At 65.4% G+C, this 20,446-nt stretch carries 19 protein-coding genes; 5 read left to right on the forward strand and 14 right to left on the reverse strand.

Features of this window, described 5'->3' with window-relative positions; translation table 11 throughout:
• Positions 1–25: 25 nt before the first annotated feature.
• From lipB to J7355_RS13960, 11 genes are all read right to left on the reverse strand, one after another.
• Complete coding sequence (gene lipB / locus J7355_RS13910; protein ID WP_209063706.1) at positions 26–682, reverse strand: lipoyl(octanoyl) transferase LipB; 657 nt, start codon at positions 680–682, stop codon at positions 26–28.
• Positions 683–952 carry a DUF493 domain-containing protein gene (locus J7355_RS13915; RefSeq protein WP_209063708.1) on the reverse strand — a complete coding sequence of 90 codons (270 nt, stop codon included), beginning with the start codon at positions 950–952 and terminating at the stop codon, positions 683–685.
• Positions 945–1,790: a D-amino acid aminotransferase gene (locus tag J7355_RS13920; RefSeq protein WP_209063710.1), complete on the reverse strand. Its 846-nt coding sequence runs from the start codon at positions 1,788–1,790 to the stop codon at positions 945–947. Before J7355_RS13920 ends, J7355_RS13915 begins: the two co-directional genes overlap by 8 nt.
• 74 nt (positions 1,791–1,864) lie before the next feature.
• Complete coding sequence (locus J7355_RS13925) at positions 1,865–3,010, reverse strand: D-alanyl-D-alanine carboxypeptidase family protein (protein ID WP_209063711.1); 1,146 nt, start codon at positions 3,008–3,010, stop codon at positions 1,865–1,867.
• A gap of 78 nt (positions 3,011–3,088) precedes the next feature.
• On the reverse strand, positions 3,089–4,090 hold the full coding sequence (locus J7355_RS13930; protein WP_209063713.1) for a septal ring lytic transglycosylase RlpA family protein: 1,002 nt from the start codon (positions 4,088–4,090) through the stop codon (positions 3,089–3,091).
• Positions 4,087–5,106 carry a lytic murein transglycosylase B gene (mltB, locus tag J7355_RS13935; protein ID WP_209063714.1) on the reverse strand — a complete coding sequence of 340 codons (1,020 nt, stop codon included), beginning with the start codon at positions 5,104–5,106 and terminating at the stop codon, positions 4,087–4,089. Before mltB ends, J7355_RS13930 begins: the two co-directional genes overlap by 4 nt.
• On the reverse strand, positions 5,103–6,221 hold the full coding sequence (rodA, locus tag J7355_RS13940) for a rod shape-determining protein RodA (RefSeq protein ID WP_209063717.1): 1,119 nt from the start codon (positions 6,219–6,221) through the stop codon (positions 5,103–5,105). The genes mltB and rodA overlap by 4 nt, the downstream gene beginning before the upstream one ends.
• Positions 6,218–8,101, reverse strand: coding sequence for a penicillin-binding protein 2 (gene mrdA / locus J7355_RS13945; RefSeq protein WP_209063719.1), 1,884 nt, complete (start codon positions 8,099–8,101; stop codon positions 6,218–6,220). Before mrdA ends, rodA begins: the two co-directional genes overlap by 4 nt.
• A gap of 109 nt (positions 8,102–8,210) precedes the next feature.
• Positions 8,211–8,696: a rod shape-determining protein MreD gene (gene mreD / locus J7355_RS13950; protein WP_209063721.1), complete on the reverse strand. Its 486-nt coding sequence runs from the start codon at positions 8,694–8,696 to the stop codon at positions 8,211–8,213.
• A complete protein-coding gene (mreC, locus tag J7355_RS13955) occupies positions 8,693–9,616 on the reverse strand; it encodes a rod shape-determining protein MreC (protein WP_209063723.1) in 924 nt (307 codons plus the stop codon). The genes mreD and mreC overlap by 4 nt, the downstream gene beginning before the upstream one ends.
• A gap of 85 nt (positions 9,617–9,701) precedes the next feature.
• The gene (locus tag J7355_RS13960) at positions 9,702–10,742 is read right to left on the reverse strand and encodes a rod shape-determining protein (protein WP_209063724.1); all 1,041 of its coding nucleotides are present in this window, start codon (positions 10,740–10,742) and stop codon (positions 9,702–9,704) included.
• A 222-nt stretch (positions 10,743–10,964) separates the two neighbouring features.
• On the opposite strand from J7355_RS13960, the gene gatC reads away from it, so the two are divergent.
• From gatC to J7355_RS13985, 5 genes are all read left to right on the forward strand, one after another.
• Positions 10,965–11,252 carry an Asp-tRNA(Asn)/Glu-tRNA(Gln) amidotransferase subunit GatC gene (gatC, locus tag J7355_RS13965; protein ID WP_293620198.1) on the forward strand — a complete coding sequence of 96 codons (288 nt, stop codon included), beginning with the start codon at positions 10,965–10,967 and terminating at the stop codon, positions 11,250–11,252.
• Positions 11,249–12,712 (forward strand): Asp-tRNA(Asn)/Glu-tRNA(Gln) amidotransferase subunit GatA, encoded by a 1,464-nt coding sequence (gene gatA / locus J7355_RS13970; RefSeq protein ID WP_209063728.1) that lies wholly within the window; start codon positions 11,249–11,251, stop codon positions 12,710–12,712. The genes gatC and gatA overlap by 4 nt, the downstream gene beginning before the upstream one ends.
• Complete coding sequence (gatB, locus tag J7355_RS13975; RefSeq protein ID WP_209063730.1) at positions 12,712–14,166, forward strand: Asp-tRNA(Asn)/Glu-tRNA(Gln) amidotransferase subunit GatB; 1,455 nt, start codon at positions 12,712–12,714, stop codon at positions 14,164–14,166. The genes gatA and gatB overlap by 1 nt, the downstream gene beginning before the upstream one ends.
• An 87-nt stretch (positions 14,167–14,253) precedes the next feature.
• The gene (locus J7355_RS13980) at positions 14,254–14,670 is read left to right on the forward strand and encodes a secondary thiamine-phosphate synthase enzyme YjbQ (protein ID WP_209063732.1); all 417 of its coding nucleotides are present in this window, start codon (positions 14,254–14,256) and stop codon (positions 14,668–14,670) included.
• Between the two features lie 99 nt (positions 14,671–14,769).
• A complete protein-coding gene (locus tag J7355_RS13985) occupies positions 14,770–15,309 on the forward strand; it encodes a superoxide dismutase family protein (RefSeq protein WP_209063734.1) in 540 nt (179 codons plus the stop codon).
• A 50-nt stretch (positions 15,310–15,359) separates the two neighbouring features.
• On the opposite strand, the gene J7355_RS13990 is transcribed toward J7355_RS13985, so the two are convergent.
• The 3 genes from J7355_RS13990 to J7355_RS14000 form a co-directional block, all read right to left on the reverse strand.
• Positions 15,360–16,541 carry a carbohydrate porin gene (locus J7355_RS13990; protein ID WP_209063736.1) on the reverse strand — a complete coding sequence of 394 codons (1,182 nt, stop codon included), beginning with the start codon at positions 16,539–16,541 and terminating at the stop codon, positions 15,360–15,362.
• Positions 16,542–16,741: 200 nt separating this feature from the next.
• Positions 16,742–17,689: a hypothetical protein gene (locus J7355_RS13995; RefSeq protein WP_209063738.1), complete on the reverse strand. Its 948-nt coding sequence runs from the start codon at positions 17,687–17,689 to the stop codon at positions 16,742–16,744.
• Between the two features lie 68 nt (positions 17,690–17,757).
• On the reverse strand, positions 17,758–20,232 hold the full coding sequence (locus J7355_RS14000; RefSeq protein ID WP_209063740.1) for a galactose oxidase-like domain-containing protein: 2,475 nt from the start codon (positions 20,230–20,232) through the stop codon (positions 17,758–17,760).
• Positions 20,233–20,446: the final 214 nt, after the last annotated feature.

The following is a 20,446-nucleotide window of genomic DNA, read 5'->3' on the forward strand; positions in this document are numbered from 1 at the left end:
CGCACTTAACTTGTGCGCAAGCCTATCAGATGGGGGCGGCACTCAGCTGCGGTGCGGCATCGACCTTGAGCGCGCGACACAGCTGAGCACTCAGATCGTCGGCCACGATGTCGAGATCGCGCGGGCCACCCAGATCGCCGACCTGGGTCATGCGCAGGCCATGGTAGCCGCAGGGATCGATACGCTGGAAGGGATCCAGGTCCATATCCACGTTGAGTGCGAGGCCGTGATAACTCGTGCCGCGACGTACCCGCAGACCGATCGAGCCGATCTTGGCCGCGCCCACATACACGCCGGGCGCGTCGGGTTTGGCATAGGCCTCGATATCATAGCCCGCGAGCGTGCCGACCATTGCGTCTTCCAGCGCGGTCACGAGGCTGCGGATGCCGATGCCCAGCCGGCGCAGGTCGACCATCACATAGGCCATGATCTGGCCGGGGCCGTGGTAGGTGACCTGGCCGCCGCGGTCGATTGGCACGACCGGGATGTCGCCCGGGGCGAGCAGATGTTCGGCGCGCCCGTTCTTGCCCTGGGTGAACACCGGCTCGTGGTTGAGCAGCCAGAGCGCGTCGCGCGTGTCGGTAGCGCGCGTTTCGGCAAAGTCCTGCATGGCTTGCCAGACCGGCCGGTACGGCTGCGGCTGCCAGCCGAAGCGGCGGATATCGATCACCGGGCGCGTCATCTAGAGCGACATCAGCACGGCGCCGCTGTCGGTGAGATCGCCGTAGATGGCATCGAGCTGGGCCTGGCTCTGGGCCGTGATGTTCGCGGTGATGGCGAGATATTTGCCGCCGCTGCTGTTGCGCACGGACAGGTCGGAGCGCTCCAGCTCGGGCGCGTGCGCCTTGACCAGCTGGTAGACCCGCTCTTCGAAGTCGCCTTCGTCCTTCCCGAAAGCCTTGATTGGAAAGCGGCAGGGGAATTCGAGCAGTGTTTCGCGTTCGTCACTCATCGGTCATAGCTTGCAGGGCCCGCCGCATCCGCGTCCAGATCGGGCCGGGCCGGCCGTCTCCGACCGGCGCGTCGTCCAGGCGCGTGACCGGGAAGATCTCGCGGATCGAGGAGGTAATCCAGATCTCGCTGGCTTCGCGCAGGGCATCGACAGAGAGTGTTTCCGGCTCGCCGTGGTCGATGCCTTCGCGCGCCGCCAGGTCCAGCACCACGCCGCGGGTGATGCCGGGCAGGATGGTGTCGCGCAGGGCCGGCGTGACCAGTCGGCCGTCGACCACGGCGAACACGTTCGAGGAGGTGCCCTCGAGTACCGCGCCGTCGCGCACCATGATCGCCTCGTTCGCGCCTCGGGCGCGTGCGGCATCGGCGGCCAGCACGTTGGCGAGCAGGGACGTCGACTTGATCGTGCAGTAGTGCCAGCGGGTGTCGTTCTGGGTCACGGCGGCAATGCCGTTTTCGAGTGCTGTCGGGTCGTGGGGCGGCCGATCCTGGCAGAAGGCGACCACGGTCGGCGCGAGATTCTCCGGGATGCGATGGTCCCGCCGTTCGGGGACGCCGCGGGTCACCTGCAGGTACACCGCCAAGTCGCCGCCGCCGTTGGCCTCGACCAGCCTGGCGAGAATCGTGCGCCAGCCGTCGAGGTCGTAGGGCGCCGAAATGCCCAGCATGTCCAGGCTGCGCGCCAGACGTTCGAGATGCGCGTCGAGGGCGAAACCGCGCCCGTCGTAGTAGGGGATGACCTCGTAGACGCTGTCCGAGAACAGAAAGCCGCGATCGAGCACGGAAACCTTGGCGTCTTCGAGAGCGAGAAACTCGCCGTTGAGAAAAGCTGTGGTCATGGGGCGCTCGCGGGTCGTCGATTGCGTGAACCGGATCGCGCGCCACGGCCGCAGCCGACCGTGGCGCCGCGCGATCATTCGAACATCATCATCACTTCGTCGGTGAGCTGGCGGAAGATGCCGCCGCGCTCGATATCCTTGCCGGCATAGAGCGGCACCTGGGCCAGGACCTCGGTGTCGTACTTCACTTCGAGCGTGCCCAGGCGTTCGCCTTTCTTGATCGGCGCGAGCAGCTGTGAGGGCAGCTCGGCACTGGTGGTCAGCGCATCGCGCTGGCCCCGCGGAAACGACACGTCGACCGCGCCCTTGGCGACCACCGGCAGCATGGTGTCGTCACCCTTCCAGACGCGAACCTCGGAGATGTTTTTGCCTTCGTCGAACAGGCGGCCGGTCTCGAAAAAGCGGAACCCGTAGTTCAACAGCGCCTGGGTCTGTGACTTGCGCGCGTTGTTCGAGGCCGTACCCGTAACCACCGCCACGGTGCGCATGCCGTCGCGCTTGGCCGAGGCAGAAAGGCAGTAGCCCGCGGCTTCGGTATGACCGGTCTTGCCGCCGTCCACGCTCTCGTCCGACCAGAGCAGTGAGTTGCGGTTGTACTGCTCGATGCCGTTGTAGGTGAACTTCTTTTCGTTGAAGTATTGCTGATAGAGATCCGGGTAGTCGCGGATGATGGCGCTGAGCAGGCGCGCGATATCGTGCGCCGACATGTAGTGGTTTTCATGCGGCCAGCCGCTGGCGTCCACGAAGTGGCTGTTTTCCAGGCCGATTTCGCGCCCGTACTGGTTCATGTAGTCGGCGAAGGTGGCTTCCGTTCCCGCGACGTACTCGGCCAGCGCGACCGTGGCATCGTTGCCCGACGCCGTGACCATGCCGTGCAACAGATCGTCGACTGAAACCTGCGTGCCGACCTCGATGAACATCTTCGAGCCGCCCATCCGCCAGGCCTTTTCGCTGATGGTGACCTTGTCGTCGGGCGAGATGTTGCCCTTGGCAAGCTCGTCGAAAACGATATATGTCGTCATCAGCTTGGTGATGCTCGCCGGCTCGACCCGCTTTTCCGGATTCTTCGCCGCCAGAACCTGGCCGGAATCGAAATCCAGCAGGATATAGCTGCGCGCATCGAGGCTCGGCGGCTCCGGAATCGGTAGCGGCTTCGCGAACGCGCTCGCACTAATCACGAGAAGGAATGCGATATAAAGCAGGCGTTTAGCGTGGTTCATCGACTTCGGCTCTTTGGCAGGTCAGATTGATGGCGTTCCCGGTTTGCGCGGCAGTTTAGCGCTTCGTGGGCATGGGAGCTAACGATTCACGTCGCGGGCGGAAAACCCCTGTTCGACGAGAATCTGACGATTGAGCGCGCGGCTGCGTTCATCCTCGAACGGCCCCAGATGCACGCGGTACAGCGATGCCTCGCCCTGCGGCGGCACCACGGTGACCTTGCCGAACCCGGCATTGCGCAGACGCGCTTTCAGCCGCTGGGCGTTGCCGCGTTCGCCGAAGGCTCCGCTCTGGATGTAGAGGCCGGTGTCGGCGGTGCCGATACGGTTGGCGACACGTATGGGGCGACCGGGGCTGCTGCCGGTCTGTGTGGCCCGGTTCGATTGCGGCGTCGGCGCGGTCGGCGGCTGAGGCCGTGCCTGGCGCTGCGGCGGCCGCGGCGTCGCGGCGCGCGCCTGCTGGCGGCTCGCGCTTGCCTGATTGCGCTGCTCCGCGCGCAGCGACGCGGGTGTGACCGTTTCGATACGAACGGGCACGCTGCCATGGGTGACCACGTCCAGCCGCCGTGCCGCGACATAGGACAGATCGATGATGCGGCCGTCGTGGAAGGGCCCGCGATCGTTCACGCGCACGATTGCCTGCTTGCCGTTGTCCAGATTGGTCACGCGCACATAGCTGGGGATGGGCAGGCGCTTGTGGGCGGCCGTCATCTTGAACATGTTGTACGGCTCGCCGCTGGACGTGCGCCGACCGTGGAACTGCTTGCCGTACCAGCTGGCGCGACCGGTCTGGCTGAAGCCCGCGGCGCTGTCGAGCACGTAATAGGTCTTGCCCAGCGCTTCGTAACTGTCGGGGTTGCCGTAGCGCGAGAACGGCTCGTCGCGCGGGATCGCGTCCGGCACGGCATCGAGATCGATGTTCTCGTCATCCGGCGGGCCGTCGTTCTGATAGTAGCCGCCGCCCTTGCTGGCCTGCGGCGAGGGCGAGCCGCCGCTGCCGCCGGACGAGCGCGGCTGGCTCGCGCAGCCGGCGACGAGCGCCGCCGTACAGGCGAGCAGAACTGGCAGCCGCCAGCGGGTCACGGCGCGGACTCGTCGTCGTCAGCCGCGGTCTGCCGGGCCAGCGCGATTTCCTGCCCCAGCTGGTAGACCGCCATGGCGTAGAGCGGACTGTGGTTGTAGGTGGTGATTACGAAGAAGTTGTTCAGGCCGAGCCAGTACTCGGTGCCGTGCGCGCCTTCGAACTGGAGCAGACCGACATCGGCGTCGGCCGGCGGCGGGTCGTCGACGCGAATACCGAGCTTGCGCAGGGCATCCCAGCGATAGGCGGGCTTGCGCTTGCTGCGCTCGATGTCGTCGAGATCGCCGTCGTCGCCGATCCACGCCGGCAGGGCGACACGGGCATTGCGCTGCCAGCCGTGTTCCGCGAGATAGTTGGCGACCGAGTGGATGATGTCGGCCGGTTCTTCCCACAGGTCGCGCTTGCCGTTGTCGTTGCCGTCCACGGCATAGGCGCGATAGCTCGAGGGCATGAACTGCGGCAGGCCCATGGCGCCGGCATAGGAGCCGATTTCGCGATCGCAGGCCAGATCCTCCTCGACGCACAGTTCGATGAAGCCTTCCAGTTCGCGCATGAAATAGGCCGAGCGCTCCGGGTAGTCGAAGCCGAGCGTGGCGAGCGCGTCGAGCACGCGATCACGGCCGAGAAAGGCGCCGTACTTGGTCTCCACGCCGATGATGGCGGCGATGATGTGGGCCGGTACGCCGTATTCGTCTTCGGCCTGTTCGAACAGTTCGCGATGCTCGGCGATGTAATCCGCGCCCTTTTGCGCGCGTTCGGGCTGCAGAAAGATCGGCCGGTAGTCCTTCCATGTCAGCGTGCGCTCGGCCGGCTTGCGCATCGTCGCCACGATCTTGGGCTGGTACTTGGCGTCTTCGAGCAGGGCGCGTGCCTCCTCGATATCCACGCCGTCGGCGTTCTGCAGCCGCTCCAGCAGGGCCTTGCCCTCCGGGCGCTGGGCGTAGTTGCCGGTCGCTGCGGCGGCGACCACGGGCGCGCAGGCCAGCGCCAGCGCGAACAGGAGTTTGGATCGTGTCATGTGGCGAGCAGTTTCCGGTGGGTATGAATGGACATCAGGATGCCGAACGAGAGCAGCAGGATCACCATGGACGTGCCGCCATAGCTGATCAGGGGCAGCGGGACGCCGACCACGGGCAGCAGCCCCGCGACCATGCCGATGTTGACGAACACATAGATGAAGAACGTCAGGCTCAGACTGCCCGCAGCAAGACGCTGGAACGTGTCCTGGCTCTTCATGGCGATATACAGCCCGCGCGCGACGATGAAGCAGTACAGCCCGAGCAGGGCCATCACCCCGAACAGCCCGGTTTCCTCGGCAAAGACCGCGAACACGAAATCGGTGTCGGATTCCGGCAGGAAGTTCAGGTGCGCCTGGCTGCCGTTGAGCCAGCCCTTGCCGAACACGCCGCCGGAGCCGATCGCGATCTTGGACTGCGAGATGTGATAGCCGGCCCCGGTGGGATCGCGGGCCGGATTCAGGAACGTGAGCACGCGCTCCTGCTGGTAGTCGTGCATGTTGAACCACAGCGCGGGCGCGGCCGCAGCCGCGGCGATCACCAGCAGCAGGATGATGCGCCAGCGCAGGCCCGCGAAATACAGCGCGAAGCCGCCGGCCGCCGCGATCAGCAGCGCGGTGCCCAGATCGGGCTGATCCGCCACGAGCAATACCGGCACCGCGATCAGCAGCGCGCCGATGCCGACATCGCGCAGGTTGGGCGGCAGGCTACGATCGCGAAAATAGGCGGCGACGGCGAGCGGCGCGGCCAGCTTCATCAGCTCCGACGGCTGGAAGCGCACGATGCCGAGATCAAGCCAGCGGCGCGCGCCCATGGCGGTATCGCCGAGCAGCACCACAAGCACCAGCAGGAACACGCCGAAGCCGAACACCCAGGGCGCGGCGACCCGGAACCATTCCGGCGGTATCTGGGCGACCAGCAACATGCCGAACAGGCCGATGCCCAGCCGGATGCTCTGGTTGATCACTACCGCGCTGGATTGCCCCGACGCGCTGTAGAGCACGAACAGGCCAAGCGCGGCGCAGCACAGCAGTGCGACCAGCAGCTGCAGATCGATACGCCAGTAAACCAGCCACTCGGAGAGCGTTGACGGCGCGTTGGTGGCGTTGGCGTTCATCGGCCGCTGCCCGTAGAGGCCTGGAGTACCGGCGGCTGGGCGCGGAAGGCGTCGATCACCTGGCGCGCCACCGGGCCGGCCACGCTGGAGCCGCCGCCGCCATGCTCGACAAGCACGGCGACCGCGATTTCGGGGTTCTCGATCGGCGCGAAGGCCACGAACAGCGCGTGGTCGCGGAACTGGTGTTCCACGTCTTCCAGGTCGGGCGCGGCCTCGTTCTGTGCGAGCTTGGTGACCTGTGCCGAGCCGGATTTGCCGGCGATCGTGTAGTCCAGATTCTGGCCCACGTAGTGATAGGCCGTGCCTCGCGGATTGCCGATAACTTCCTCCATGCCCTTGATCACCACCTGCCAGTGCGCCGGATCGTTGAGCTGGATCGGTCGCAGCGGCGTCGGCGTGCTCGACGTCACGCTACCGTCGACCGGATTCTTCCATGCGCGCAGCACATGCGGCTTGTAGCCGTCGCCGCGTCCGGCGATGCGGCTGGTCATCTGGGCCAGCTGCAGCGGCGTGGTGGTCATGAACCCCTGGCCGATAATGGTGTTGAGGGTTTCGCCCGGATACCACGGCTGGTTGCGGGTGCCGTTCTTCCAGGCCCGGGACGGCATGATGCCGCTGTTTTCACGCGGCAGGTCGACGCCGGTGCGCGCGCCAAGCCCGAACAGCTCGCCGTAGCGGTGAATGTTGTCGATGCCGAGCTTGAGCCCGAGCTTATAGAAATACACGTCCGAGGAGCGGAATATCGCCTCCGGCATGTCCACCCAGCCGTGACCGGACCGTTTCCAGTCGCGGTAGCGATGGTTGCTGCCGGGCAGGGTGATGAAACCGGGGCACCACACCTGCTTGTCGGCCTCGATCTGGTCGGTTTCGAGCCCGGCGAGCGCCATCACGGGCTTGACCGTGGAACCCGGCGGATACTGGCCCTGCAGCGCGCGATTGAACAGCGGCTTGTGCGGATCGGTGATGAGCCGTTTGTAGTTGATGTGGCTGATGCCGTCGACGAACAGGTCCGGGTCGTAGCTCGGCTTGGATACCAGCGCCAGCAGGCCGCCGGTGTTCGGGTCCATGGCCACGACGGCGCCGTCCTGGTCGCCGAGCGCGTCGAACGCCGCTTTCTGCAGGCGTGCATCGATCGTCAGGTAAAGGCTTTCGCCAGCGGTCGGGCGGTTCATTTCCAGCTCGCGCAGCGCGCGACCGCTGGCATTGGTTTCGACCACGCGCGAGCCCGGTTCGCCGTGCAGCCGCGATTCGTAGCTGTACTCCACCCCGGACTTGCCGATGTGGTTCGAGCCGCGATAGCGCTTCTCGTCGACGCGGCGCAGATCCTGCACGGTGATGCCGCCGACATAGCCGACCAGATGCGCGGCCACCGCGCCGAGCGGATAGTGGCGGGTGAGGCCGGCACGGATTTCCACGCCGGGGAAGTCGCCGCGGTTGACCTCGAAGCGCGCGACTTCGCGTTGACTCAGATTGAGCCGGATCGGTACGCCGCGAAAGCGTGGGGTCTTGGCCACGCGTTCATGAAAGCGATCCCGGTCGGCGTCGCGTATCTCGATGATGTTGGCGAGTCGATCGAGTGTGGCGGACAGGTCCTCGACCTGCTCGGGCACGATCTCGAGGCGATAGGCCGGCAGGTTGTCGGCAAGGATGACGCCGTTGCGGTCGTAGATGAGCCCGCGTACCGGCGGCATCACCTGCACGCGCATGCGGTTGTCCTGGGACCGGGTCTCGTAATAGCCGTGACGCAGCACCTGCAGATAGCTCACACGAAACAGCAGCACGCCGACGAGCACGGCGATGACCGCGCCCGCGACCGCGGTGCGCAGCAGAAACATGCTGCGCTCGGCCGCATGGTTCTTGATGGCGTTATCGGCGGCCATTCGGTGTCAGTTGCTCCCGTCGCTCGGACACGTTCCTTGATCGGCGCGCGAAGCGCCGGCGGTTTGCGAACCCGCTCAGGCGGTTATGAAGGATAGTTGAGACCCCACGCTATCCGACCTCGAATTCGGCGATGCGTTCCAGCAGCGAGGCCCAGAATGGCCAGATCACCGTCGTGGTCAAGACCGGCAGCCAGCGCCACCACTGATTCACTTCCGCGCCGGCGACGCCGTCGATCCAGAACAGCACGAATTCGTAGAGTATGAATACCGGCAGCAGCAGCACGCTCTGCTGCCAAACCGGAAAAGTCCACAGCAGGTCGCGAAGCCGGATCACGGCATAGCCGGCCACCGCCATCGCAAGCCCGTGCTCGCCGAACGGTGTGCCGTAGATGACGTCTATGAGGATACCGCAACACCAGGCCGCGATCAGCCCGAAGCTCATCGGCTGCATGAGCACCCAGAACAGCACCGTCGCCGGGTAGATCGCCGGGCGCACCGCCGACAGCGCGTCCGGCAGGGGCAGCAGCGCGAGAAACAGCGCCGCGCCGAGCGTGGCCACGATCAACAGGCCGCTGACGCGGCGTTCGATGATCATGGTGCCGTGGGTTCGGCGCCGGCGTCGTCCGCGGGTGCGGCCTCGGTGATGGCTTCATCCTCGCGGGCCTGGGCTTCGGTGTTGCTCGTCCAGACCAGCAGCACCTCGCGGCCGCGGTTGAGATGCGCGCTCGGGTTCGCGACCACGTCGAGAAACTCGTCGCCGGGCTGATGCACCACGCTGGTCACCGTGCCGACGGGATAACCGGCCGGGTAGCGTCCGCCCAGGCCCGACGTCACCAGCAGATCGTCGGCGCGAATGTCGGCGTTGTTGGCGAGAAACGGCAGGCGCAGCTCGTTGGACTTGCCGCTGCCCTGGGCGATGGTCTGCAGCCCGGTGCGATTGATCTCGACCGGAATGCCGTGATTCGCGTCGGTGATCAGAATCGCCCGTGAATCCAGCGGCGTGACATCGGTCACCTGGCCCATGATGCCGTTTGCATCGACCAGGGCCTGGCCCACGAACACACCGTCGGTGCTGCCCTTGTTGAGCTTGATGTAGTGCCGGTAGGGGTCGGGGCTCACGGATAGAATGCGGGCGATGAGCACGTTCTGGTCCAGCGAACTGGCGGAGGCGAGCAGGGCACGGATGCGTTCGTTCTCGGCCTGCAGCGACGCCAGACGCTGCAGACGCGCCTGCAGCAGCAGTACCTTCTGCTCGAGGGCTTCGTTTTCGGTGATCAGCTGGCCGCGATCGAAATACCGGCCCATGTAATGCGCGATTTCGCCCGGCATCTCGGCGATCATCTGGATCGGCTGTGTCGCCACGGCGAGTGTGCTGCGCACCGGGGTGAGGGACGTGCTGGCGTGATCGACCATCATGAGGATGATCGAGATGATCGCGATCGCGACGATTCGGATGCCCGGCGCGATGCGGCGACCCAGAAACGGCGTTTTGTCGTCCTCGGCGAGTCCGCGCACCCAACGCCCCCGAAACCGTGGAATTAACTGATGTTATCGCGCCAGATTAGGCCGGCGTACAGGCCTTGCGCAACTGCGTTGCGTGCTATTCGAGCGCGAGCAGCTGACCGGTCTTGCGATCGATCATTTCCAGCAGGATGCCGCCGCCACGGGCCACGCAGGTCAGCGGGTCGTCGGCAACGATCACCGGCAGGCCGGTTTCTTCCGAAATCAGCTTGTCCAGGTCGGCCAGCAGGGCGCCGCCACCGGTCAGCACGATGCCGCGCTCGGCCACGTCCGAGCCAAGCTCGGGCGGGGTCGACTCCAGCGCCAGCTTGACCGCGCTCGTGATGTTCGACAGCGGCTCCTGCAGCGCGTCCAGCACTTCGTTGGAGTTGAGGGTGAACGCGCGCGGCACGCCCGCCGACAGATGTCGGCCGACAACCTCGATCTCCTTGACCTCGTGGCCGGGGAACGCGGTGCCGATCTGCTGCTTGATGGACTCGGCGGTCGATTCGCCGATGAGCATGTTGTACTGGCGCCGCACGTAATTGACGATCGCCTCGTCGAACTTGTCGCCGCCGGTGCGCACGGATTCCGCGTAGACGATGCCGTTGAGCGAGATCACCGCGACTTCCGAGGTGCCGCCGCCGATGTCCAGAACCATCGAGCCGCGCGCCTCGCCGATCGGAATGCCCGCGCCGATGGCGGCCGCGACCGGCTCCTCGACCAGATACACGCGCCGCGCGCCGGCATTCGACGCGGATTCGCGGATCGCGCGACGTTCGACCTGCGTCGAGCCGTAGGGCACGCAGACCAGCACGCGCGTCATCGGGCGCAGCATGCGCTTCTTGTGCACCTTGCGGATGAAGTGCTGGAGCATCTTCTCCGTGACGGTGAAGTCGGCGATCACGCCGTCCTTGAGCGGGCGGATGGTGGTGATGTGATTGGGTGTGCGCCCGAGCATGCGCTTGGCGTCGTGGCCCACGGCCTCGATGCGCTTGCCGCCACGAACATCGCTGCGTACGGCGACCACCGATGGCTCGTTGAGCACGATGCCCTGGTCGCGCGCATAGATAAGCGTATTGGCCGTGCCCAGATCAATCGAGAGATCGTTGAGAAACAGGCCGCGAAAGTTGTCCAGCATTGAGGCACACCCGGGGGCAAGTACAAAAAAGCGCGTGGAGAACACGCGCGTCGGGCACCGCGACTCCGCGTCGCGACGCACTGAGGATCGCAATGCTAGCAATGGGGGTGCGTGTCGGCAACGCCGACAGTCAGGCCAGGGTCGATTATGCTAGTTTTACGCCCGCGCAGCGCTGCCGGCGCTGCGTTTTTCACACGTCAATGCACAGCAAAGGCAAAGCCCGTGAGTCTGACCGCCGATCAGGTACGCAATGTCGCCCGGCTTGCGCGACTGGGTCTGGATGACGACCAGATCGCCGAATATGCCGGCGAGTTGTCGAATATTCTCGATGTCGTGGCCAGTCTGGAAAAGGCCGACACCACCGATGTCGAGCCCATGGCGCATCCGCTGGATCTCGCCGCGCGGCTGCGTGCCGATCGCGCCGTGCCGGTGACGGACCGCGACGATTTCCAAGCGATTGCTCCCGCGACCGCAGAGGGCGTCTATCTCGTACCGAAGGTGATCGAATGAGCCACGATCGCAGCATTCGCGACATGGTGGCCGCGGTGGCCGCCGGAAAGACGAGCGCGGCGGAATTGACCACGCGCTATCTCGATCGCATCGCCGCCCACGATGAAACGCTCAATACGCTGATCAGCGGCTGTGCCGATACTGCCCGCGAGCGCGCCGCGGCAATCGACTCCGGCGCGGCGGCCGATACGCCGTTGGCTGGCCTGCCGATCGCGCACAAGGACATCTTCTGCATGCGCGGCACCCGCACGAGCTGTGGCTCGCGCATGCTGGACAATTTCGTTGCCCCGTACGACGCGACGGTGGTCGAACGGCTGGCCGCGGCCGGCACCGTCACGCTCGGCAAGACCAATATGGACGAGTTCGCCATGGGCTCGTCCAACGAAACCAGTTTCTACGGGCCGGTACGCAATCCCTGGAACACCGACTACGTGCCGGGCGGTTCCTCCGGCGGTTCGGCCGCTGCGGTGGCCGCGGGTTTGGTGCCGGCGGCCACCGGCACCGATACCGGCGGCTCGATCCGTCAGCCCGCCGCGCTTTGCGGCGTGACCGGCATCAAGCCGACATACGGGCGGGTGTCGCGCTACGGCATGATCGCCTTCGCCTCCAGTCTCGATCAGGGCGGCTGCTTTGCCCGCTCGGCCGACGATTGTGCCCACGTGCTGCAGGCCATGGCCGGCTTTGACGAACGCGATTCCACCTGCGTTGAGCGCGAGGTGCCGGACTATGTCGGCGCCCTCGGCGATCAGGGCGACGACTATCTCAAGGGTATGCGCGTCGGCCTGCCGAAGGAATACTTCGCCGAGGGGCTGGACGACGCCAGCCGCCAAGTCATCGACGCGGCGATCGCTGAGTTCGAGGCACGGGGGGCGGAGATCGTCGAGATCACGCTGCCGCATACCGAGCTCGCCGTTTCGACCTACTACGTGCTCGCGCCGGCGGAGGCGTCGTCGAATCTGGCCCGCTTCGACGGCGTGCGCTACGGCTATCGCTGCGAGAACCCGGTCGATTTGGAAGATCTCTACACCCGCTCGCGTGGTGAAGGCTTCGGCCGCGAGGTGCAGCGACGCATCATGGTCGGCGCCTATGTGCTCTCGGCCGGCTACTACGACGCTTATTACTTGAAAGCGCAGAAGACGCGCCGGCTGATCGCACAGGACTTCACGAACGCCTTCGAGAACGTGGACCTGATCGCGGCACCCGTAACCCAGGCGCCGGCCTTCAAACTCGGCGAAAAGCTCGACGATCCGGTATCGATGTATCTCAACGACGTCTACACGCTGCCGGCCAGCCTGGCCGGGCTGCCGGGCATGTCGGTGCCGGCCGGTTTCGTGGACGGGCTGCCGGTCGGGCTGCAGCTGCTCGCGCCCTGGTTCGAGGAAGCCCGGCTGCTGGGTGCGGCCCACGCCTACCAGCAGACCACCGATTGGCACACCAAGCGTCCGGCAGGATTCGAATAATGGCCTGGGAAACCGTGATCGGGCTGGAAGTGCATATCCAGCTCGCGACCCAAAGCAAGATCTTCTCGACCGCGCCGACCGCCTACGGCGCCCAGCCGAACACGCAGGCGAGTGCGGTGGATATCGCGCTGCCGGGCGTGTTGCCGGTGATCAACGCCAACGTCATTCGCATGGCCACGTTGTTCGGGCTGGCCATCGATGCCGATATCGCACCGACATCGGTATTCGCGCGTAAGCACTATTTCTATCCCGATTTGCCCAAGGGCTACCAGATCAGCCAGTTCGAGCTGCCGATCGTGGCCAACGGGCATCTGGATATCGTGCTGGGCGACGGCGCCGAGAAGCGCGTCGGCATCACCCGCGCGCATCTCGAAGAAGATGCCGGCAAGTCGCTGCATGAAGCCTTCGATCGCGAGACCGGAATCGATCTCAACCGGGCCGGCACGCCGCTGGTGGAGTGCGTGTCCGAGCCGGACATGCGCAGCGCGGCCGAGGCCGTGGCCTACGCCCGCAAGCTGCACGCGCTGGTCCAGTATCTGGGCATCTGCGACGGCAACATGCAGGAAGGCTCGTTTCGCGTGGATGCGAACGTCTCGGTGCGCCCGGTCGGCTCGAGCGAGTTCGGCACACGTACCGAGACCAAGAACGTCAACTCGTTCCGCTTTCTGGAAAAAGCGATCGAGTTCGAGGTCGAGCGCCAGATCGACGTGCTCGAATCCGGCGGTACCGTGGTGCAGGAAACTCGGCTCTACGATCCGGACGCCGACGAGACGCGCTCCATGCGCAGCAAGGAGGAAGCGCACGACTATCGCTACTTCCCGGATCCGGACCTGCTGCCGGTGGTTATCGACGAGGCGTTCGTCGAATCCGCCCGTGCCGATCTGCCCGAATTGCCGGACGCCAAGCGCGAGCGCTTCGTCGCGGCGTATGGCGTCAGCACCGAGGATGCCGTGGCGCTAACCCAGTCCCGCGTCCTGGCGGATTATTTCGAGGCCACCGTGGCCGCGGTGGGCGGCGATGCGAAAACCCACGGCAAGCCGGCGGCGAACTGGATCATGGGCGATCTGTCCGGCGCGTTGAATCGCGACGGCCTGGCGATTGCCGACTCGCCGGTCAGCGCCGCACAGCTGGGCGGTCTGATCGCGCGGGTGGCCGACAACACCATCTCCGGCAAGATCGGCAAGGACGTATTCGAGGCGCTGTTCAAGGGCGAGGGCGAGAGTGCGGACGCCATCATCGAAGATCGCGGGCTCAAGCAGATCACCGATACCGGCGCGATCGAGGGCTTTGTGGACCAGGTCATCGCGGACAACCCGGACCAGGTGCAGCAGTATCTCGACGGCAAGACCAAGATCGTGGGCTTTCTGGTCGGCCAGGTGATGAAGGCCTCGAAGGGCAAGGCGAACCCGAAAGAGGTCAATCAGATGCTGGTGGCCAAACTCGACGCCCTTTAGGCGGCGAATCGGCGGCGTCGCTCGCGATGCGACGCCGCGGTTTTTCGCGGGTTAGGCTGTCACGAGTCATCTTTCGGCGACACGCTTATGCAGAAGACACTCGCTTTCGAGACCCCCGGCCGGTCGACGCGCGATATCACGGCCGACGTGAACGCGGTCGTGCGCGATGCACAGGTGGCAACGGGGGTATGCCATGTATTCATCCGCCACACCTCGGCGTCGCTCATGATCTGTGAAAACGCCGACCCCACCGTGCGGGACGACGTCGAACGCTGGATGTCGAAGGCCGTGATCGATGGCGACCCCATGTTCGCGCACGACATGGAAGGCCCGGACGACATGCCCGGCCATATCCGCAGCATTCTCACCGGCATGGACCTGACCGTGCCGATCACCGACGGCACGCTGAATCTGGGCACCTGGCAGGGCATCTATCTCTATGAACACCGTAGCGCGCCACATCGGCGCGAGGTGGTGGTGACGCTGCTGGCGGCGACGAGCTAGCCCGGCGCGGCTATACTGGTCGCGCGCAACACAACATATAAGAACAGGCGCCGACGCGCGCGACGTGGTCGGCGTCACCGGTAGGAAAGAGGAGAAAACATGTCTATTCGCACACGCTGGGCCGCGATCGCGGCCGCGGCGGCCGTGACCGTGTGTCCGGCGGTTTACGCCGCCGGAGCATCGGCCACGCTGCATCACATCACGGGTGAGGGAGAGGCCGAGTCGGTGGGCACGATCCGCTTCGCCGATTCCGAACACGGTCTCATCGTCACCCCCGCCCTGCACGACCTGCAGTCGCGTGGGCTACACGGCACCCATATTCACGCCAACGCCGATTGTGGCGCCACCCGCATGGGGGATCACAAGATGCCGGGCGGTGCCGCGGGCGGACATTACGATCCGGAGCAGACCGAACGTCATGCCGGGCCGTACGGCGACGGCCATCTGGGCGATCTGCCCAACCTGACCGTCGAGGCCGACGGGTCGGCGACCACGCCCGTACTCGCGCCGCGGCTGACGGTGTCGGATCTCGCCGGCCGCGCGGTGATGGTGCATGCGGAAGCTGATCGGTACGACGATCATGGCGAGCACCACCACGGCAAGGGCGGCGTGCGTATGTACTGCGGCGTGATCGAGTAGCGGTCGGTGTTTCCGCGCCGCGCCGCGCCGCGCTGGGCTCGCGGCTCGTCTTAAAGCGAGATTTGCGCGCGCAGCGTGGCGACCGTGGCGTCGTCCAGGCCCATGCCGCCGGGATTGACGATGTACTGCAGATCCGGTTTGAGGGTGAGCCAGCCGGTGGCCTGAATCGCGTGGAAGGCTTCGATGGCGAGTTCGTGATCGTCGCGAAAGCCGGCTGCGGGCGCGTCCGAAAACGCCACGTAGCTGGCCATCAGGCCACTGACATCATCGGGGCGACCGCTCAGCAATGAGTGGATCTGCAGGCCCGTACTTGCGTGGTGTTCGACCTCGCTGATCGCCGCGTTGGCCCAGCCGTACTGGGCAAACAGGCCGACTTCACGCCCCGATGCGTGTTCGGCATAGATCGTCTGGTCCCAGACCACATAGGCGCCGTCGGCATGGTCTTCGGTGCCGGCATCGAAGCGCTCGAACTCGCCCGAGTGATGCCAGTAGCCCACGCCCAGGCGACCGTTGTGCGTGTCGCCGTATGCCAGGCCGGTTTCGGCGATCGAGAACAGGCCGCCGGGGTCGTCGTAGAACGTGCTTGGCCCGCGCGAGCCGGTGCGAACCCCGGCCTGGGTTGCGCCGTCGTAAACACCGGCACCGATATACACGCCGTTGCCCGCGCGCACGAACGCGCTCACGCTGGTTGCCGGATCCGGGTAGGAGGGGAATGCCTGGACGGTGGGTGAAAACCCTGGCGATGAATGAATAAAGGCGCCGCCGTTGCCCACATAGGCAAAGTCGGTGTTGGCGTCTTCCTTGCCGATCTTGATCGCAAGCCGCTCGTCGAAAAACGTCTGCCGATACCAGACGCTGTACAACGCGTCGAAAGCGTCGGCATCGATGTTCGATGTGCCCTGAAAATCGCCGACGTCGCGGCTGCCGTCGTCGCCGTGAAAGCCGACATAGCCGATATAGAAGGTACCGCCGCGCAGCCCGAAGGCCGTTTCGGTGTCGATGGTGATGCCCGCTTCGCTGAGATAACGCGCCGCGCTCGCCCGCTTGCGCGCGCCGCCGTCGAGTACGCGCGAGTAGTCGGCTGTGAGGCTGGCGTCGAGAATCACACCATGGGCGGCGGCACTCGAACGCAGGCCGGCCGGATCGCCGAGCAGGTTATGTGCCGTGTCGAACTCGTCCGCGGTCTGCGCATGGGCCCCGTGCCCAGCACCAAGCCCAGATGAAGCACGCAATGCGTCGCGGCACGCGCCAGTGCCGAATGGCCTTGGCTCGCCATGAGTCCCCCAAAAACCGAATATCGCCGGGCTGTCCGGCGTGGGCCGGGCGCGGCCGGCGTGCGCGAACCAGCACAGGTCCGGGCGACGTGGACATCCGGCGTGGCGATGCAGCGAATGGCGACGGCGCGCTGGCGCCGCCGCCTGTCGGGAAAGGTCTAGTGTGCGCTGGCGAGTGGCTCGACCGGCTTCCACTCGGTGACGCCCTTGATCGCGCTCGCGCGCTCGCCGAGGGTGACCGGAATCGTCCAGCGTTTAAGCACGGACGCCTCGTCGGCGGATTCCACCGTGCCGGTGAAGCCGGCACGCGGGTCGATCCAGCCATAGCTGCGCTGGCTTGAAACCCGGGCCCAGTCCGTGCCGTCGCCCGCCTGATAACGCGGGGCGCCGGCGGGGGCGATTTCTTTCCATGTCGGGCTGTGACGGTTGACCGCCACACCGTCGCTGTCGAAGCGCAGCATCGGCTCGTCGGCCGCGCCGTGGACAATGAGCGGTTGGTTCCCGCGATAGGACAGAAACAGGCCGGTACGGGCACTGCCGTTCATCGCGCGCACCAGGGCGGATTCGCCGAGGGGTCCGGTATCCGTGATACGAGCTTCGGGAATGCCGCCGGGTTCCGGTACGAACTCGAAATGACCGGTAATAGCGCTACGACGCTCGCCCAGCTGGACAGGAATCGACCAAGCACCTATAAAAGCACGCTTGCCGTGGCCGCGAACCGTTTCCGGCACGTCGATGCTGTCCGTGCGCAGTCGCAGATCGAACCAGCCCCAGTTCGGCTCCGGTTCCACGGTACGCCAGCGTGCCTCTTCAGAGGCATCCTCGGCGATTGCACCGGGTGCCATCAGTGTATTGGTGCGGTGGAAGGCAGCGGCGCCCAGATCAGCCTGGACTTCGCCATGGCCGATGCGCAGAAACGGGCGCGCATCGTGATCGAAAATGGTCAGTACCCGATCGGTGTCGTTGCTGACGAGAAGCTGTGGCGCGAGTGTGCGCCGGAGTTGAACTCGGACGCCCGCCAAATCTGCGGGTAGTGGATCCATGACCGGGCGTAGGTCGCCCGATTCCGAATCGTCGCCCCCATGGGCATGAATAACACCGGCCATGCCGAGCAAGCCGATAATGGCAAAAAGCCGGCTCGCATAAGCGAGCCGGCTGTACAGTTTGCCGCATATCATTCGTCGGTCGAGGATGAAGCCGCCGACTGCTCGGTCGGCTGCGCCGCGCTACCGAGATCTTCGACTAGACCCAGGGTCGCGCCCGGCAGGCTGGTGGCGGTGTCGACACCCACGCCGACGCCACGCCCGCCGGCCTGCAGGAGTTCACTGGTGAGCTCCGGTACACCGGTGATCAGCGTTTTCGGTGCGGGGATAATGCTGGTCACGCCCGACAGCAGGTCGGTGATCGGCATAAGGGGCGATACGCGTTCGCCATTGCCCAGTTCGCTGCCTTGGAGTAGGCCGCGCACCAGATCGCCTCTGAGGACACTGCCGATCAGACCGGGGCCCTGTTTGGCGTCGACAACCTGTGTGGCTGCCGGTTCGGGCTGGTCTACCGGACCCTCCTGGCTGGCCGGGTTCGGCATGACGCTGACCGGGGCGGACACGGACGGCACGCGATTGCCGTTGGCGTCTTCACGGCTGACAAACAGCATGTACTGGCCGGCCGGAAGCACCGACGGATTGTTGGTCATCTGGACGGTCAGGTTGTTGCCATTGCGCGATGCGATGGGCAGGATCACCGCGCGCTGGTCGCCATCGACCAGATGCGTGGTCGCGGTACGACGGATAAGCATCACCTGGTCGACCGTGGGGTCATTGACCTGCACGGTGAACGCATTGCCGTCGGTCTCGAGCTCGGTGGGCGACTTCTTGATCACCGGCCGGTCGTCGCGCATGGCGTACGGCGGGGTGTAGATCTCGAAGGACGGATCACGGCTCTGATAATCGGCCAGCCCGATGCTGTCGAAGTTGATGAACGACAGATAGGCCGTGTTGATCGGCGAATGGCCGCCAATCAGCACGCGACCGTCGGGCATGAGCACCGCGCTGTTGTGGTAGGTGCGCTTGCGATGCGCGCTCGCCATGACCTGCCAAGTCTCGGTTTCCGGATCGAAGCGTTCGGCCTCGCGGATCGCGCCCTCCAGGCCCGGGAGCACCACGCCGTCGCGGTCCCCGCCCGAGAAAACCATTACGCTGTCATCCGGCATCACAACCGAATAGCCGTACCAGCGCGGACGACTCAGCGGGCCGGTGAGACGCGAGGAATAGCTCATCTCGTCGTTGTTGACAGCAACGGTGTCGATACGCGACGAGGAAACCGGCAGGTAACCGCCCGGGCTGCCCGCGGCGACGTAGGTCGGTACGCCACCGGCGGTCAAGAACTCCGCTTCGTGATAGCCGCCGTTCGCATCCGGGCGCAGCGGCAGCATGGCGGAGAAGGTGGAGCCACGCATGCCGGAGCCGATCACGCGCTCCAGTGCGCGGGCGTCGACCGGCGTTTCCAGCAGGTTTCGGACGGCGGCGGTCGGATCGCTGAGCGTCGTGCCCAACAGATCTTTCAGCAGGCTGCCGACCTGCTCGCCGTTGAGATTGGTCGGATTCAGCGTACTGGTGAGTTCGCTCAGACCAATTTCGTTCAAGCGCAGCGGGAGACCCGCATAGCCGAGATCCGTCCAGCTCTTGGTTTCGGGATTGTAGGCCGCCGTGATGTTCCACAGTGCTTGGTCATAGGCCTGGCCGAAGGGATTGAAGGCCTGGCCACCGGCGTTGTAATAAACCTGACCGTTGGGCAGCAGATGCATGCGCGGGAACAGGGGCAGCGAACGCTGGGCGGCGTCGCCGTTCTCGCTCCAGGTACCGTTGTCGATATCGTAGGTCTCGGTCTGGACCACGTTGCGCCCGGAGTTGAGCGGTTCTTCCGGGTAGACCGGCTTGAGCAGCTTGGTCACGCCACTGGCCACGAATACGTCGCCGTCGGCGAGTGTGACGAGACTCGGATACCAGCGACCGAACTGCATGTCGCCGCTCTGGCTCCAAGTGTTGCTTTCCGGATCGAAGATACGCGAGGACTTCAGACCCTCGAGTTCGACTACACCGACCGGCAGGCCATCGACGCCTGGCTCGCTGTAGTAGTCGGTCCCGCCCACGGCCATTACGCGGCCGTCGCCGAGGAAGACGACGTCGGCACAGAATAGCGCGCCATCGTTCTTGCTGGTGTTGTCGGCAGTGGAGAGCAGCCCGTTCGGCACGAGCGGGAGGCCACGTGCAAGGGTCTCGCTGTCGTTGCCTTCCGGGTTGGCGCCGCCGTCGTTCGGCTGGGGTTTTATCCAGCTTGGCTGGTCGCCGCTATCCAGAGACAACACGCGGCTCTGATCATTGACCGAGACCTCGCCAAATTCGGCAATGATCGAAAGCTCGACGTTCTCGGTGCCTTCCAGCGCGTTGAGATAGAGAAAACGGCCATCACCGAGATTGGCGACGGTGCCGGCGGCGGGCTTGCAGTTGAGCATGCCGTCTGCGCCGGGAACGCAGCGTTCTTCAGTGGTGACTTCTTCGCCGTCCACGACGATGGTCGGCTCTGCAAACGGTTCGCTGAACTGGCCTAGCTGGGTTGGCGAACCGCCGCTTTCGGCGTCCGTCTCCGCCATGTCGGCGTTCCCGTTCCCGTTCCCGTTTCCGTTGCTACTGCTATTGCCGTTCCCGTTCCCGTTCGCCTGGGGGGCGCGGCGCTGCGCGTTATCGGCGGGGCTGCTCGGTGCCGGTTCGGCACTGTCCTTGCCCGCGGTGAGCAATTGTTTGAGGAGTCCGCCGTCTTCCGCGGCGATCGCGGGTACCGCAGCTACGGACAATGAAAACGCGGCA

The organism is Endozoicomonas sp. G2_2 (genome assembly GCF_017744135.1).
Lineage (GTDB): Bacteria > Pseudomonadota > Gammaproteobacteria > Nevskiales > Salinisphaeraceae > Salinisphaera.